The organism is Streptococcus sp. 2021WUSS126 (assembly GCF_044427255.1).
GTDB lineage: Bacteria > Bacillota > Bacilli > Lactobacillales > Streptococcaceae > Streptococcus > Streptococcus hashimotonensis.
The window spans coordinates 54,657-69,774 of the sequence record NZ_JAOTGI010000010.1; the positions used below are offsets into that span (position 1 = coordinate 54,657).

13 protein-coding genes and 1 pseudogene are annotated in these 15,118 nt (G+C 45.2%); 12 read left to right on the forward strand and 2 right to left on the reverse strand.

Annotated elements, in window-relative coordinates:
* The first annotated feature begins 355 nt into the window (after positions 1-355).
* From mutM to smpB, 7 genes are read left to right on the forward strand one after another with little or no spacing between them, the layout of a single operon-like run.
* A complete protein-coding gene (gene mutM, locus ODU39_RS05720; RefSeq protein WP_398579817.1) occupies positions 356-1,183 on the forward strand; it encodes a DNA-formamidopyrimidine glycosylase in 828 nt (275 codons plus the stop codon).
* Entirely contained in the window at positions 1,176-1,778 is a 603-nt protein-coding gene (gene coaE / locus ODU39_RS05725) for a dephospho-CoA kinase (RefSeq protein WP_398579818.1), read from the forward strand. The genes mutM and coaE overlap by 8 nt, the downstream gene beginning before the upstream one ends.
* Positions 1,765-2,970: a multidrug efflux MFS transporter gene (locus ODU39_RS05730; RefSeq protein ID WP_398579819.1), complete on the forward strand. Its 1,206-nt coding sequence runs from the start codon at positions 1,765-1,767 to the stop codon at positions 2,968-2,970. The genes coaE and ODU39_RS05730 overlap by 14 nt, the downstream gene beginning before the upstream one ends.
* Positions 2,970-3,119 carry a 50S ribosomal protein L33 gene (gene rpmG / locus ODU39_RS05735; RefSeq protein ID WP_012775228.1) on the forward strand — a complete coding sequence of 50 codons (150 nt, stop codon included), beginning with the start codon at positions 2,970-2,972 and terminating at the stop codon, positions 3,117-3,119. Before ODU39_RS05730 ends, rpmG begins: the two co-directional genes overlap by 1 nt.
* 46 nt (positions 3,120-3,165) lie before the next feature.
* Positions 3,166-3,399, forward strand: coding sequence for a preprotein translocase subunit SecG (gene secG, locus ODU39_RS05740; RefSeq protein WP_002935768.1), 234 nt, complete (start codon positions 3,166-3,168; stop codon positions 3,397-3,399).
* Positions 3,400-3,449: 50 nt separating this feature from the next.
* Positions 3,450-5,816: a ribonuclease R gene (rnr, locus tag ODU39_RS05745; protein ID WP_105153334.1), complete on the forward strand. Its 2,367-nt coding sequence runs from the start codon at positions 3,450-3,452 to the stop codon at positions 5,814-5,816.
* Positions 5,817-5,818: 2 nt separating this feature from the next.
* Positions 5,819-6,286 (forward strand): SsrA-binding protein SmpB, encoded by a 468-nt coding sequence (smpB, locus tag ODU39_RS05750; protein WP_398579820.1) that lies wholly within the window; start codon positions 5,819-5,821, stop codon positions 6,284-6,286.
* Positions 6,287-6,379: 93 nt separating this feature from the next.
* Here the strand turns inward: smpB and ODU39_RS05755 are convergent, their stop codons facing one another.
* A complete protein-coding gene (locus ODU39_RS05755; RefSeq protein WP_105153349.1) occupies positions 6,380-7,423 on the reverse strand; it encodes a zinc-binding dehydrogenase in 1,044 nt (347 codons plus the stop codon).
* A gap of 153 nt (positions 7,424-7,576) precedes the next feature.
* Between ODU39_RS05755 and tehB the strand changes: the two genes are divergently transcribed.
* From tehB to ODU39_RS05780, 5 genes are all read left to right on the forward strand, one after another.
* Positions 7,577-8,437, forward strand: a complete 861-nt coding sequence (gene tehB, locus ODU39_RS05760; protein WP_105153335.1) for an SAM-dependent methyltransferase TehB — start codon at positions 7,577-7,579, stop codon at positions 8,435-8,437.
* 193 nt (positions 8,438-8,630) lie between these two features.
* Positions 8,631-10,466, forward strand: a complete 1,836-nt coding sequence (locus tag ODU39_RS05765) for a C69 family dipeptidase (protein ID WP_105148293.1) — start codon at positions 8,631-8,633, stop codon at positions 10,464-10,466.
* A 120-nt stretch (positions 10,467-10,586) separates the two neighbouring features.
* Complete coding sequence (locus ODU39_RS05770; protein ID WP_398579821.1) at positions 10,587-13,037, forward strand: heavy metal translocating P-type ATPase; 2,451 nt, start codon at positions 10,587-10,589, stop codon at positions 13,035-13,037.
* A 183-nt stretch (positions 13,038-13,220) separates the two neighbouring features.
* Complete coding sequence (gene tpx, locus ODU39_RS05775) at positions 13,221-13,706, forward strand: thiol peroxidase (protein ID WP_044668344.1); 486 nt, start codon at positions 13,221-13,223, stop codon at positions 13,704-13,706.
* A gap of 98 nt (positions 13,707-13,804) precedes the next feature.
* Entirely contained in the window at positions 13,805-14,140 is a 336-nt protein-coding gene (locus ODU39_RS05780; protein WP_253218956.1) for a helicase BlpT, read from the forward strand.
* A gap of 157 nt (positions 14,141-14,297) precedes the next feature.
* Here ODU39_RS05780 and ODU39_RS05785 read toward each other — a convergent pair.
* Positions 14,298-15,118: pseudogene (locus tag ODU39_RS05785) on the reverse strand (IS4 family transposase); the annotation flags it as partial.

The following is a 15,118-nucleotide window of genomic DNA, read 5'->3' on the forward strand; positions in this document are numbered from 1 at the left end:
GAGGCAGCCTGGGGATAGGCTGTCTAAGTCAATCACTTAGAAATAGTTAGCAGAAAAGCCGAAAGGCTTTTACTGCGTTATGGAGAAATCTTTTTAGTAAACAAGAAAGGAAGGCCGGTTAGGTGTTGTAATTGAACTCGCCTAGGCCTCTTTGAAAATCACAACCGTGACCTTAGGTGTCGAAGCACCGTCGGTCAGGTTTCTATTTGCTTTGTAATTTTGTTAGAAAGGACGAGTGTTAGCGTACTTGAACCCGAGCTAAAAGCTCGGAAAATAGATAGAGCTCCTTGTGTGCAAGTCACACAGAGTTGCTCTCCTAATTTTCAGTCGCTTTTTACGCTCTTGGTATCGTAAATTGCCCGAATTGCCTGAGGTTGAGACGGTTCGTCGTGGTTTGAATCGGTTGGTCAAGGGAAAGGTCATCAAGAAGGTCGAGGTGACCTATGCCCCTATGATTAAGACTGGAGTGGATGCCTTCTGTCAGGATTTGATTGGTCAGGAGATTTTAGATGTGAGACGTCGCGGCAAGTATCTCTTGATTTACTTGACAGACCATGTCCTCATTTCCCACTTACGGATGGAAGGTAAGTATAATTTCTTTCCTGACCAGGTGCCTGCCAACAAACATTTCCATGCCTTTTTTACTTTCACAGAAGGCTCGACTCTAGTTTATCAAGATGTCCGCAAGTTTGGCACAATGGAACTGCTAGGAAAGGCAGATGTGGATGCCTACTTTATCAGTCGGAAAATCGGTCCTGAGCCGACGGAGGAAGATTTTGACTTGGAAGCCTTTGCTGCTAAGTTGGCCAAGTCGAAAAAGCCTATAAAAGCTCATCTTTTGGACCAGTCTTTGGTGGCTGGTTTGGGCAATATCTATGTAGATGAGGTTCTGTTTAGATCACAAGTTCATCCTGCTCAAGCAAGTAATCAGCTATCGGCTGAGCAGGTGGCAGACCTTCGCCAAGCTACCATAGAAGTTCTGCAACTGGGTATAGAAAAAGGAGGCTCAACCATTCGGACCTACAAAAATGCCTTGGGCTTGGATGGGACTATGCAGGATTATTTACAAGTTTATGGAAAGACAGGACAGGCCTGTCCCCGTTGCCAGACAGAGATTGTCAAAATCCAGCTGGGCGGCCGTGGGACACATTTCTGTCCTCAGTGTCAGGTGAAACATGGCTAAAATTATTGGTTTAACAGGCGGTATCGCTTCAGGAAAATCAACGGTTACAGCTTTTTTGCGAGAACAGGGCTATCCAGTCATCGATGCGGATGCGGTCGTGCATGAGTTGCAGGCTAAAGGCGGTAAACTCTACCAGGTTTTGCTTGCCGAGTTTGGGGAAGCTATCCTGTCAGCTGATGGCAGTCTAGATAGGGCTAAGCTGGGACAGGCTGTCTTTGCGGATAGCAATCTGCGGGCTCGTTTATCTGTCTTGCAGGACAAGATTATCAGGCAGGAGCTGTTAGACAGAAGGGATGCTCTCAAGCAGACTGAGGATGTAATTTTCATGGATATTCCTTTGCTTTACGAGGCTGATTATAGCGGGGAAGTAAATGAAGTCTGGCTAGTTTATATCGATAGAGCGCAGCAGTTGGAACGGCTTATGAAACGCAACGGCTTAGCTGTTCAAGATGCAGAAAATCGTTTGGCTGCTCAGCTTTCTTTAGAGAAAAAACGGTCGCAAGCCCAGGTGGTGATTGACAATAGCGGAGCGGTTGAGGCGACCTTAGCACAGGTTGCGCAACTTTTGGAGGAATTAAAGGATGGACGACGGTAGTAGTTATTGGAAGCAGAATTTGAAGGTGGCTTGGTTGGGGAATTTCCTAACAGGGACGAGTTTTACCTTGGTTATGCCCTTTATCTCGGTTTTTGTGGAAGAGTTGGGGGTGGGTCCTGGACAGGTAGAATATTATGCGGGACTTGCGGTATCTGTTAATGCCCTTGCGGCAGCCTTGATGGCACCTATTTGGGGGAGTTTGGCAGACCGTTACGGTCGCAAGCCCATGATGGTGCGGGCTGCTTTTGCGATGATTTTTACTATGGGTGGTATGGCCTTTGTACCAAATGTTTTTTGGTTGCTTGCCTTACGTGTCCTAAATGGGGTATTTACAGGGTACATTCCCAATGCGACTGCCTTGATTGCCAGTCAGGTTCCAAAGGATAAGACGGGGTATGCTCTGGGTACATTGTCAACAGGTGCGGTAGCGGGTAATTTGATTGGTCCGACCTTGGGTGGTATCTTAGCAGAGATGTTTGGCGTACATACGGTATTTTTGCTGGTGGGACTTCTTTATTCTATCGTTGTGTTACTGACCGTTTTCTATATTCGAGAGGATTTTGTTCCAATCAAAAAAGGCGAAGAGATGTCGGTTAAAGAGGTATTTGAGCAGGTGAAAGATCGGCAGATGCTGGTTGGGCTTTTTGTGACTTCTATGATTATTATTGCAGCTGCTCAGGCTGTTGTTCCTATATTGACCCTCTACGTGCGGCATTTGGGACAGACAGATAATCTGTTATTTGTTGCTGGTTTTATCATTTCCTTGCCTGGTATGGCATCGCTAGTGACATCAGGTTATTTAGGGAAAATTGGTGATCGTATTGGCAACCATCGACTTCTATTGATTGCTTTGACTTACAGTCTGTTGATTAATGTTTTCTGTGTTTTTGCAGAAAATCCTTTCCAGCTCGGTTTGTTGCGATTCATGTATGGTTTTGGGACAGGAGCATTGTTGCCTTCGGTTAATTCTCTTTTGACCAAGTTGACTCCAAAAGAAGGGATTTCAAGGATATTTTCCTACAACCAACTCTTTAATAATCTAGGTTCTGTTGTTGGTCCCATGATGGGGTCTGCGGTGGCTGCTCACATGGGTTATGACTGGGTTTTCTATCTGTCGAGCGGACTTGTCCTCTTTAACCTTATCTGGTCTTTGACCAATTTTAGAAACTATTTGAAAGTAAGGGATGTTTAGTGAGAGTTAAAATCAATTTACAATGTTCAGAATGTGGTAGTAAGAACTACTTGACTAGCAAAAACGCCAAGACTCATCCAGATAAGATTGAAGTCCTTAAATACTGCCCAAAAGAGAGAAAAGTAACCCTCCACCTTGAAACTAAGTAGGTTTTATGGTATAATGTCATAAGTTATTGTAGAAAGTGAAAAAAATATGTATCAAGCATTATTAGCAATTCTGTTGATTTTATCTGTTATTTTGATTGTAGTGATTTTTATTCAACCGGCTAAAAACCAGTCTAGCAACGTCTTTGACTCTTCTAGTGGAGCCTTATTTGAACGTACAAAGGCCCGTGGTTTTGAAGCGGTGATGCAACGCATTACAGCTATTCTTGTTTTTCTTTGGATGCTGGATGCGCTGGCACTTGTTATCATTTCAAGTAAGTAGATAAATCAGACTGGGACTTGTTCTTGGTCTATTTTTTTAGTAAAGGTAAGATGAAAAACGAAATTATTAACTATATTAAAGAAGTTGGTTCTGTGACCATGGACCAGCTGGCAGATCAGTTTGGAGCCAGTTCTGCTAAGAGCTTCACAGATTTGGTCAAGCTGGTTTCTAGCATGGAAGGCAGTCGTCAACTTGTCTTTGACAATGCTGGGCGGATTACTCTTCCTGCTCCCAAAATATCCAAAAACAAGGTGACCTTGCAGGGCATTTTCCGTGCCCACAAGTCAGGTTTTGGCTTTGTGACCATTGACGAGGCGGAAGATGATCTCTTTGTCAGTCGTGACGATGTCAACTTCGCTATTGAGGGCGACCGAGTGGAAGTGGCAATCAAGAAAGTAGCGGACAGGCTCAAGGGGACGGCTGCGGAAGCGGAAGTCATTGATATTTTAGAACATAGCCTGAAAACTGCGGTAGGCTTGATTGTTTTTGACGAAGATAAGCCAGAATATGCAGGCTACATCAAGTCTAAAAATCAGAAAATCGCTCAGAAGATTTACATCAAGAAGTCACCTCTGGTGTTGACCGGAACGGAAATCCTCAAAGTCGATATTGAAGCCTATCCCAACAAGAAACGGGACCACTTTGTTGCGACCATTCGGGATGTAGTGGGTCACAAGGATGACGTGGGCATCGATGTATTGGAGGTCTTGGAATCCATGGACATCGTGTCGGAATTCCCTGATGAAGTCTTGGCAGAGGCCAATCGAGTGCCAGAAAGTCCGTCAGAACAGGACTTTGAAGGTCGCTTGGACCTGCGAGATGAAATCATCTTCACCATTGACGGTGCAGATGCCAAGGACTTGGACGATGCGGTCCATATCAAGCAGCTCAAGAACGGCAATCTGGAGCTGGGTGTCCATATCGCTGATGTCAGCTACTATGTGACAGAAGGCTCTGCCTTGGACCAGGAAGCTGTCAAACGGGGGACTTCTGTCTATGTGACCGACCGTGTGGTGCCGATGCTACCAGAACGCCTGTCAAACGGTATCTGCTCCCTTAATCCAAACGTGTACCGCCTGACCCAGTCGGCTATTATGGAAATTGACCGCAAGGGCAAGGTAGTCAAGCACTGGATTGGCCAGACGGTCATCAAAACCACCTTCCGCATGACCTATTCCGATGTCAATGACATGATTACGGGCAATCAGGAAAAGTTGGACAAATACAAGGCAATCGTGCCAAGTGTGAACCTCATGATCAAACTCCACGAAACCCTGGAAACCATGCGGTACAAGCGTGGAGCTCTGAATTTTGATACGACAGAAGCCAAAATCATTGTCAACAAGGACGGTCTGCCAGTTGATATCCAACTGCGTCAGCGTGGGATTGCCGAGCGGATGATTGAGTCCTTCATGCTGGCGGCCAATGAGTGCGTGGCCGAGCATTTTGCCAAGCTGGACCTGCCTTTCATCTATCGGATCCACGAGGAGCCTAAGTCGGACAAGCTGCAGAAGTTTATCGACTATGCGACCAGCTTTGGTCTGACGGTCTATGGAACAGCCAGCTCTATCAGCCAGGATGCCCTTCAGGACCTCATGGAGCGGGTCAAAGATGAACCTTATGCCGATGTCCTCAACATGATGTTGCTTCGCTCCATGCAGCAGGCACGCTACTCGGAGTACAACCACGGCCACTACGGACTGGGTGCGGAGTTCTACACCCACTTCACCAGTCCTATCCGCCGCTATCCCGACCTGCTGGTGCACCGTATGGTGCGGGACTATGGTCACAATCCTGCGGAAAAAGCAGAGCATTTTGAGCAAGTTATTCCTGAGCTTGCCAAGTCTTCGTCCAGTTTAGAACGCCGTGCTATTGAGGCAGAGCGGGAAGTCGAAGCTATGAAGAAGGCAGAGTTCATGCAAGAATTTGTCGGGCAAGAGTTTGATGGTGTCGTGTCAAGCGTGGTCAAGTTTGGACTTTTTGTCGAGTTGCCAAACACGGTTGAAGGTCTGATCCATGTCACCAACCTCAACGAATACTACCAGTTCCACGAGCGGACTCTGACCTTGCAGGGTGAGAAATCTGGTCGTGTCTTCCGTGTCGGTCAGCCAATTCGTATCAAGCTAACGCGGGCGGACAAGATGACAGGGGAAATCGATTTTGCCCACGTGCCGTCCGAGCTGGATATCGTAGAAAAAGCTTTGAAAGCCAAGCGGAGAACAGCCAGTCACTCTAACCGTGACCGTGATGATCGGTCAGGGAGAGGACGGGGCAAGCACCACAAACAAGAAGCTGCTGGTCGCGACAGCGGACGTCACAAGTCTGGGAAAGACCACAAGTCTAAGGCTGGAAAGTCAGACAAGAAAAAGAAACCATTTTACAAGGAAGTAACCAAAAAGAATAAGAAAAGGAGATAGGCATGGCCAAGGGTGAGGGCAATGTGATTACACAGAATAAAAAAGCCCGCCACGACTATACCATTGTCGATACGGTGGAGGCGGGGATAGTTCTGACGGGGACGGAGATTAAGTCTATTCGTGCGGGGCGGATCAACCTCAAGGACGGCTTTGCCCAGATCAAGCAGGGCGAGGCTTGGTTGGTTAATGTTCATATCGCTCCCTACGATGAGGGCAATATCTGGAATCAGGAGCCAACGCGGACCCGCAAGCTCCTCTTGCGGAAGAAGCAGATCGAGTCCTTGGGCAATGAGGTCAAGGGAACAGGGATGACCCTAGTGCCCCTCAAGGTCTATATCAAGGACGGCTTTGCCAAGGTCTTGATTGGGCTTGCCAAAGGGAAGCACGACTACGACAAGCGGGAGTCCATCAAACGCCGTGAACAAGACCGTGATATTAAGCGGACCATGAAGGCTATCAATAGTCGCTAAGACTGGGAGAAATCCTGGTCTTTTCTGTTATCGGAAAACAAAAGCCCAGCAGTCTGAACTGTCTGGGGTTTATTATTTGATTTTCGAAGAATATTAATCCACCGTAATCATAGCTTTAATAGTTTTCCGGTTGGCCATGTCTTTGTAGGCTTGGTCGATATTGTCCAGGCTGTAAGTTTGGGTGAAAACTCGACCTGGGTTGATGTCGCCTTTAAGAACAGCATCGAGCAAAATTTCCTTATCATAGGTTGTGACAGAAGCAGAGCCACCACCGATAATGATATTTTGAGCAAAGGTTGAGCCAAGGGCGTGGTTGTTGTAGTGTGGTACACCGACAAAACCGATGCGACCACCATTGTGAAGAACACCGAGGGCTTGGTCAATAGAGGCTTCTGTACCAACACATTCGAGGGCGGCATCCGCTCCGCCACCTAGGATTTCACGAACTTTGGCAATGCCTTCCTCGCCACGTTCTGCTACGATGGCAGTGGCACCTGATTCCAAAGCCATTTGCTGACGATCTGCGTGGCGACTCATCATGATAATCTGAGAAGCTCCGCGCATTTTTGCAGCAATGACGGCACATTGACCCACTGCACCATCACCGATGACAACAACCTTGTCACCAGGTTTGACATCTGCAACACGCGCAGCATGGTAGCCAGTTGGCATAACATCTGCCAGAGTCAAGAGAGATTTGATCATGCCTTCCGAGTAGTCACTTGGCTGACCAGGAATTTTGACCAAGGCCCAGTTGCCGTAGTGGAAACGAATGTATTGAGACTGGTAGTTGTTGCCCCAGTTGGTGTAGCCTGGATGGTTGTCACAAGTACCGTCAAAACCAGCACGACAGGCATCACAATGGCCGCAACCGTGTGTAAATGGAACGATGACAAAGTCACCAGGAACAAGTGTTGTAATGTCTTCGCCTACCTCTTCAACGATACCGATAGCTTCATGACCAGAGTTTGTGTCACCGTGGTCATGGTGAATGTCTTCACCGTAGCCCCAAAGGTCTGACCCACAGACACAGGCCCGCACGACCTTGATAATGACGTCATCCTTGGCTTGAAGGCTTGGTTTTTCGATTTCTGCAACGGTCATCTTACCGGCTTTTTCATAAATAGCTGCTTTCATATTCATCACACATTTACTTGTCAGTAAATATCCTTTCTGATTGATATGGAATATTATACACCTTGGAGTTCACTCCAAGTCAAGGAAAAAATCAGTTTGAATTCATATTTCCTTTGTGATAGACTAAGTGTATTGGAAAGAAAAGGAGAGATAATGACGGTTTTAGTTCCTTACAAACGCATGCCCATTTGGAATCAGGATACGGTTCCCCAGCATTTTTTGACCAAGCACAATACCAAGGTGGGGACTTGGGCAAAAATCAAGGTCTTGAGGGGTCAACTCAAATTTGAGCCGATCTCAGATCATAATGAAATTTTAGGAGAATATGTCTATGGTCCGACAGATGATATTCCTTTTGTGGAGCCACAGGCTTGGCATCGGGTGACCTTATTGACAGAGGATACGGAGTTTTTCTTGGAATTTTTCTGTCAACCAGAAGACTATTTTGCCAAAAAGTATGACTATACGCGAACCCATTCAGAGGTCTTAGAGGCATTGAAAATCATCGAGCCTTGTAAGGTCTTGGATTTGGGCTGTGGTCATGGCAGGAACAGTCTTTATTTGGCTCAGCAGGGGTTTGAGGTAACTGCTGTAGATAAAGATGTACCAAGTATTCGGACACTCTTGCAGGTCAAGGAAGTAGAAGATTTGGACTTGCAGGCTGGGACTTACGATATTAACTCAGCTAGTCTGGAGCAGGATTACGACTGGATTATCTCAACCGTTGTCTTTATGTTCTTGGAGCGGGAGCGGGTGCCAGCTATTATCCGCAATATGCAGGAGCAGACACGGCCTAGTGGCTATAACTTGATTGTGGCGGCCATGGATACGGAGGATGCACCCTGTCCGATGAATTTCTCCTTTACCTTTCGAGCAGGTGAGTTGAAGGAATACTACCGTGACTGGGAATTGGTTAAGTACAATGAGGATTTTGGTCAGCTCCATAAGCGTGACGAACATGGTAATTTCCTCAAGATGCGGTTTGCGACCATATTGGCTAGGAAAAAAGGATAAATATTTTTTTGAAAGCACTTGCAAGGCAGGTGCTTTTGCGTTACAATGTAGGTGCAAATGGGTAAATCATATTATACTCCACGAAAATCCCCTTCTGGTTGGATAAGAGCCTTGTGTAAAATAGTCTCTGAGTTTGTATCTCTGGAGGGCGCCTACTTCTGATTTTCACAGAGTATCAGGAAAGGAGAAGTCTATGAAAAAGACTTTTGTTCGTATAGCCACATTTCTAATGTTGGTTTGCCTATTCCCTGTTCAACTTGTTCAAGCCTGTTCAGGCTTTATCATTGGGAAAGGGTTGACAACGGATGGTTCTATCCTTTATGGTAGAACGGAAGATTATCCATATCCACCAAATAATGGAGCGCACAATAAAAATTATATTGTGGTTCCAGCAGCAACCTATGCCAAAGGGGATATGTTGGTGGATGAATCATTCGGTTTCACAGCACCACACTTGGCAAATGAGTTCAAGTACACCTCTACGCCTGATGCGGCACGTGGGGATGGGTCAAACGGTAATTTTGGTGCGCATGGATTTAATGAAAAAGGTGTGTCCATGACTGCTACTGTTACAGCTATTCCAAATAAAAAAATTTTAGCTGTTGACCCATTGGTAACTGCGGGGGGACTAGGTGAGGCCATTTTGATTGACTATGTTCTTCCTAGAGTCACCAGTGCGCGTGAAGGTATTGAATTAATTGCGAAGACAATTGATGAAAAAGGTTCGGCAGAAGGGAATATCATTGTTATTGCTGATAAGAATGAAGTTTGGTACATGGAAATTTTGTCAGGTCACCAATACGTAGCCATCAAATTCCCTGAAGACAAGTATGCAATTTTTGCAAATACTTACTATCTAGGTCATGTTGATTTTACCGATACAGAAAATGTGATTGCTTCTGCAAAGGTTGAAGAAGTAGCCAAACAGGCTGAAAATTATATGATGGTTGATGGGAAGTTCCATATTGCCAAATCATATGGACCTGAGAATTATGCTGATGGTGATCGTTCTCGGACATACGCTGGTATAAAATTGTTAGATCCAGCATCGTCTGTAACCTATGAAGATGCTGTGTATGATTTGCTACGTCAGCCAACAGACCCAAGTCGTCGCTTTAGTTTACAAGATACCTTTGCCTTACAACGTAACCGTTTTGAACATCTTCCAGAATTTCGTCCAGACGATGAAGCAGGTAAGGTAAAACAAGGGGATAATGGTGCGAATGACCAAGCAGCAGATGCGACTTATAAATACGCTCTTGGTAATGAAAACGTCATCGATGCCCATGTTTATCAGATCAATAGTAGCTTACCATCAGCCTTCGGTGGCACAGTATGGTTAGGCTTAGCTCAGACAAGGAATACACCGTATGTTCCATTTTATGGTATTGTGACTGATACTTATGAAGCCTTTAAAAATCGCTCAGCTTCTTATGACACGAATTCATGGTACTGGACGGTGCAAAATATTGATAAGATGGCCATCTCACACCCAGAGTTATTTGGTACATCAATTCAAGAAAAATGGATTGCACTTGAAAAAGAATGGATTGCTGCACAGGCAGCTCTTGATGCTCAATATGCTGGACTTTCAGAAGATGCAGCCGTAGCTCTGGCTCCAACTGTAACAGAGGCAACCTTGGCTCGTTCAGCAGAAATTTTTGCGCAATTAAAAGCTGTTGAAGCTGAAATGATGGCTAAAATTGAAGCTGCAACAACTCCATCATCAAGTAGTACTGAACCATCGACCAGCACTGAGCCATCATCAAGTGGTACCGAAACTTCAACCAGTACTTCAAGCAGTACAAGTCAGTCTACAAGTGGTTCTAACACAGGAGGAGCTACGGATACTTCCTCATCAAGCGGAACAGTAGTATCTTCTGATAAGAAAGTAACACCTACCAATAAAAAAGGCAAATCAAATCTTCCTAGTACAGGTGAGCAAGTCAGCATCTTGTTGGTGGCGCTAGGTGTTGCAGGAATTTTAACAGCAATTTTTCTTCATCGAAAAAAATCCAGTAAAGAATAAATGAATATGTAAAAGTAGGTTGGATTGATTTCAATCTACTTTTTTGAAACAATTTTGTTTACAAATGTAGTCGTATGTTGTATAATTTGTTTACAGATGTAGTCGGAAAAGGAGTAACCTATGAAACAAGCAAACTATCCCATTCAAGGCATGACCTGCGCTTCCTGTGCTCTGACGGTTGAGAAAGCTGTTGGTAAATTAGCAGGAGTAGAAGAAGCCAGTGTCAACCTAGCGACTGAAAAATTGAGTGTTAGCTATGATGAAAAGCTTTTGGGACTAGAGGATATTCGTCAGGCAGTTGAAAAGGCGGGTTATCAGCTAGTCGATAACTTGGTGACTGAGTCTTATGACATTTCAGGTATGACCTGTGCTTCCTGTGCCATGACGGTTGAAAAAGCTCTGGGCAAACTAGAGGGCGTAGAAGAAGTCAGTGTTAATCTGGCAACAGAAAAGGCAACCATCCGTTATAGCCATGATAAGCAAAATCCAGCTAGTCTTGAAAAAGCAGTTGAGCAAGCAGGTTATCAACTGATCAGATTAGAAGAAGTGGAAGAGACGGCGGGTAAGGGACCAAGCAAGGAAGACAGTCTTTGGAAACGATTTGTCTGGTCAGCAGTCTTTACTCTTCCACTGCTCTATATTGCTATGGGGCCTATGTTGCCCTGGGGCGGGCTTCCATTACCAGCTTTGCTCCATCAACCGCTAGTCTATACGGTCAGCCAAGTCATCTTGCTCATCCCTGTCCTTTATATGGGACGCAGTTTTTTCCAAAAAGGCTTTAAAACTCTCTTGCAAGGCCATCCCAATATGGATTCCTTGATTGCTGTTGGGACTGGAGCAGCCTTGGTTCAAGGTCTGTTGATGATTGCTTTTCTTCTGATGGGAAAAGAAGTAGCCATGCACGGTCACCATCCAGAACTGTATTTTGAATCAGCCGCCGTTATTTTGACTCTGATTACCCTAGGAAAATACTTTGAAGCTAGAGCCAAAGGTCAGACTTCTGAGGCCATTAAGAAATTGATGGATCTGGCTCCCAAGACGGCTCAGGTCCTACGAAATGGGCAGGAAATGCAAGTACCGATTGAAGATGTGGTGGTCGGTGACCAGGTCATTGTTCGCCCAGGTCAGCAGATTCCTGTTGACGGTCAAGTTCTAGAAGGCCAGACACGTGTCGATGAATCCATGTTGACGGGTGAGAGCCTGCCAGTGAAGAAGGCTCTAGGCGATACTGTTTTTGGCGGTACCCTTAACCAGCAAGGTGCCATAACCATGCAGGCTACCAAGGTTGGTCGTGATACGACTCTGGCACAGATTATTCGTTTGGTAGAAGAGGCTCAAGGGTCTAAGGCCCCCATTGCCAAACTCGCTGACCAAGTATCTGCCGTCTTTGTGCCAGTTGTCATGGGCTTGGCTTTCTTGTCCGGTCTGGCCTGGTACTTCTTGGGGGAAGAATCCTGGATTTTTTCACTAAGTATTATCATCGCCGTCTTGGTCATTGCATGCCCTTGTGCTCTGGGTCTAGCAACTCCGACGGCTATCATGGTTGGGACTGGAAAAGGGGCAGAAAACGGTCTTCTGTTCAAGTCTGGTCAAGCTATTGAAACCCTACAAGGTGTGAACACCATTGTCTTCGACAAGACTGGGACTATTACTGAGGGCAAACCCCAGGTGACAGACATTCATCTGGTGTCTGCTAAAAATCGTGAGCAGGTCCTCCAGCTGGCAGCAAGTAGCGAGCAATTTTCCGAGCATCCCTTGGCTCAGGCTCTCCTGCAAGCTGCTCAGACAGAAAAGATTGCTCTCTTGCCTGCCACCGATTTTCAGGCTCTTTCTGGCCGTGGTCTTTCGGTGACAATAGCAGAGCAGACCATCTATCTGGGAAATGAACGGTTGATGCGGGAACAGGGAATTAATGTTTCCCAAGGACGTGCAGTTGCGGAGGGATTTGCCCATCAAGCCAAGACGCCTGTTTTCCTAGCCAGCCAGCAAGAATTACTAGCAGTCATTGCCATTGCTGATAAAGTAAAAGAGACCAGCCGTCAGGCTGTCCAGGCTCTGCAAGCTATGGGATTAGAAGTGGTCATGCTGACAGGAGACAATGAAAAAACTGCCCAGGCCATTGCCAAAGAAGTCGGCATTGAGCAGGTGGTCAGTCAGGTCCTACCAGATGACAAGGCCAACCAAGTCAAGCTCTTACAAGAACAGGGCAAGACAGTCGCTATGGTGGGGGATGGTATCAACGATGCCCCAGCCCTAGCTCAAGCCCATGTGGGTCTGGCTATTGGTTCTGGGACTGATATTGCCATTGAGTCTGCCGATATTGTTCTCATGCATAGTGACATTTTGGATGTTGTCAAGGCTGTTAAACTCAGCCAGGCAACCATGCAGACTATTAAACAAAATCTCTTCTGGGCCTTTGCTTATAATGTAATTGGTATTCCAATCGCCATGGGGCTCTTACATGTATTTGGTGGTCCTCTGCTCAATCCTATGTTTGCAGGTGCAGCCATGGCCCTCAGCTCAGTGTCAGTCGTCTTGAACGCTCTGCGATTGAAAACCTACAAACTATAGTGAAAATACCAGTCAAAAAACTGGTATTTTTGTTTATAAACGCTTACAATAAATATATTCTACTCTTCGAAAATCAAAATTATCCGTTGTCAACTCGCCTTGATGAACTCCAGTTCTATCTTCGGCTTCGTTTCCTAGACTACTTTTGATTTTCATTGAGTAATAAATGCAAGGGAGATGTTTATGACAACCTTTATTGGAAAACCGGTGACCTTGGTAGGTCCACGATTGCAAGTGGGAGATACTGCCCCTGATTTTGTCCTCATGGCTAATGATTTGAGCCTGAAAAGTCTGAAAGACTTTGGCAAGCAGACTAAGGTCATCAGTGTGGTGCCTTCTATTGACACAGGGATTTGCGATACTCAGACCCGTCGCTTCAATCAGGAACTGGCTGACCGTGACAATACGGTTGTTATTACGGTTTCAGCAGACCTGCCTTTTGCCCAAAAACGCTGGTGCGGGGCTGCAGGTTTGGAAGATGCCATCACCCTGTCTGATTACTATGACCATGCCTTTGGTAAATCCTACGGTGTGCTCATGCGAGAGTGGAATTTGCTGGCGCGTGCGGTCTTTGTCCTCAATGCCGACAATGAAATCACCTATGTAGAATACCTGGACAATGTCAACGAACATCCCGACTATGAAGCAGCTTTGGAAGCTGTCAAGTAAAAGAATACATAACGGTGCCTGAAAGGGCATCGTTTTTTGATGGAATATTTTTGTCTAATTTGATATACTAAATTCAATAATTCAAAGGAGGGTCTTTTATGGAAAAGACACAGATTATTCAAGACGTTTTGGCCCTCATTCAAGACTTGAATCAGGCCTTTCAAGCAGATAAAGTCGGAACAGCTGATGAGCAACGGTTCCAACATAATTTGACAGAGACGACACGCATATTGTCGGAGGCCAAGTCGGTCACCAATACAGAACTGATTGCGATTGAGAAATTCTACCGTTCGACCAGTTTTTTGGTTGGACTGGGTGATCTGCGGTTGAGTGAGTCTAGTCATCAGGCTTGGAAGGCCTTCGATCGCTACTACTACCAGACCATCAGAGAAGAATTGAAACTCTATGGTGGCTCTGCTATTGCCCAAATCTAAAAGATAATAGGAGAGGGTGAGAAACCCAATGTCATTAAGTTAAGCATTTAAGTAGCTAAAGAAACTATTCTCGTCTGAGCAGTTCATGACAAAACGGGAATAGTTTTTGTATTTAGGGCGCACAAAAAGGAGGTTTTTTAACCCTATTTTTCAACTATTATGTTACTCTATAAGTGAAGCTTACAGGTACCTTGCTTTTTATCTTTCTTTGGAAGGTTCGATTGGGTCGGACGATGGATAAATGTTTGGCAATGTAGGTTTCCAATTGGAAGGAAGTGAGTTCAGCTCTAAGAAATTTTCGACAGGCATAAACAGCGTCTGAAAAACAAATTTTATAAGCCTGTTTTAACTTTGATGTTTTAATAGCAACGTATGAGGTTAGCCATTTACAAACATTAAAGTTGATAAAGCGAGCGTAGATTTCTTGGAGAATCCCTTCCTTCTTTTTCGCGTGAAAATGAGTCAGACCGATGCTGTATTTTAGGTCACGAAAACTGGTCTCTATGCCCCATCTGTAAGCATAGAGATCTTTTAATTTTTCCGGAGAATAATCGGTGTTTGTCACCAAAGTTTCAAAGACTCCCGGCTTGATTTCGAGACGCACCATTCGAAAATGAAGTTCGTAAAACTGGAGTGGATCATTTTTTCGGCTAGAGCTTGGTAGAAAGTCAAAGGGTGAGTGATTAGGTAAACAGCGATAGTGATTAGGTAAATTTTGATACTGTTGTTTCATCTCATTGGTCTGTTTCCGGCAGATGTTTAGGTCAAATTTTTCATCAAAACAAGAGGTGTCAGGGAGATTAAATCCTGACTTCATAGAATGATTCCCGTCACGAATACGGATAATATAGGACCAATTTCTTTCTTGACAGTGTGCCATGACATTGTAGGATTCATACCCTCTGTCCATAATAACTAGAGCTTGCTCGAAAGGGACAGCTCTCCATCATATCAATAAAAGCCGCACGCTCATCAAAC

Excerpts from the sequence above, each read along its gene's own strand:
- coaE (WP_398579818.1), top strand. The coding sequence starts at position 1,176 with ATGGCTAAAATTATTGGTTTAACAGGCGGTATCGCTTCAGGAAAATCA.
- ODU39_RS05730 (WP_398579819.1), top strand. The coding sequence starts at position 1,765 with ATGGACGACGGTAGTAGTTATTGGAAGCAGAATTTGAAGGTGGCTTGG.
- secG (WP_002935768.1), top strand. The coding sequence starts at position 3,166 with ATGTATCAAGCATTATTAGCAATTCTGTTGATTTTATCTGTTATTTTG.
- rnr (WP_105153334.1), top strand. The coding sequence starts at position 3,450 with ATGAAAAACGAAATTATTAACTATATTAAAGAAGTTGGTTCTGTGACC.
- smpB (WP_398579820.1), top strand. The coding sequence starts at position 5,819 with ATGGCCAAGGGTGAGGGCAATGTGATTACACAGAATAAAAAAGCCCGC.
- ODU39_RS05755 (WP_105153349.1), bottom strand. The coding sequence starts at position 7,423 with ATGAAAGCAGCTATTTATGAAAAAGCCGGTAAGATGACCGTTGCAGAA.
- tehB (WP_105153335.1), top strand. The coding sequence starts at position 7,577 with ATGACGGTTTTAGTTCCTTACAAACGCATGCCCATTTGGAATCAGGAT.
- ODU39_RS05765 (WP_105148293.1), top strand. The coding sequence starts at position 8,631 with ATGAAAAAGACTTTTGTTCGTATAGCCACATTTCTAATGTTGGTTTGC.
- ODU39_RS05770 (WP_398579821.1), top strand. The coding sequence starts at position 10,587 with ATGAAACAAGCAAACTATCCCATTCAAGGCATGACCTGCGCTTCCTGT.
- tpx (WP_044668344.1), top strand. The coding sequence starts at position 13,221 with ATGACAACCTTTATTGGAAAACCGGTGACCTTGGTAGGTCCACGATTG.
- ODU39_RS05780 (WP_253218956.1), top strand. The coding sequence starts at position 13,805 with ATGGAAAAGACACAGATTATTCAAGACGTTTTGGCCCTCATTCAAGAC.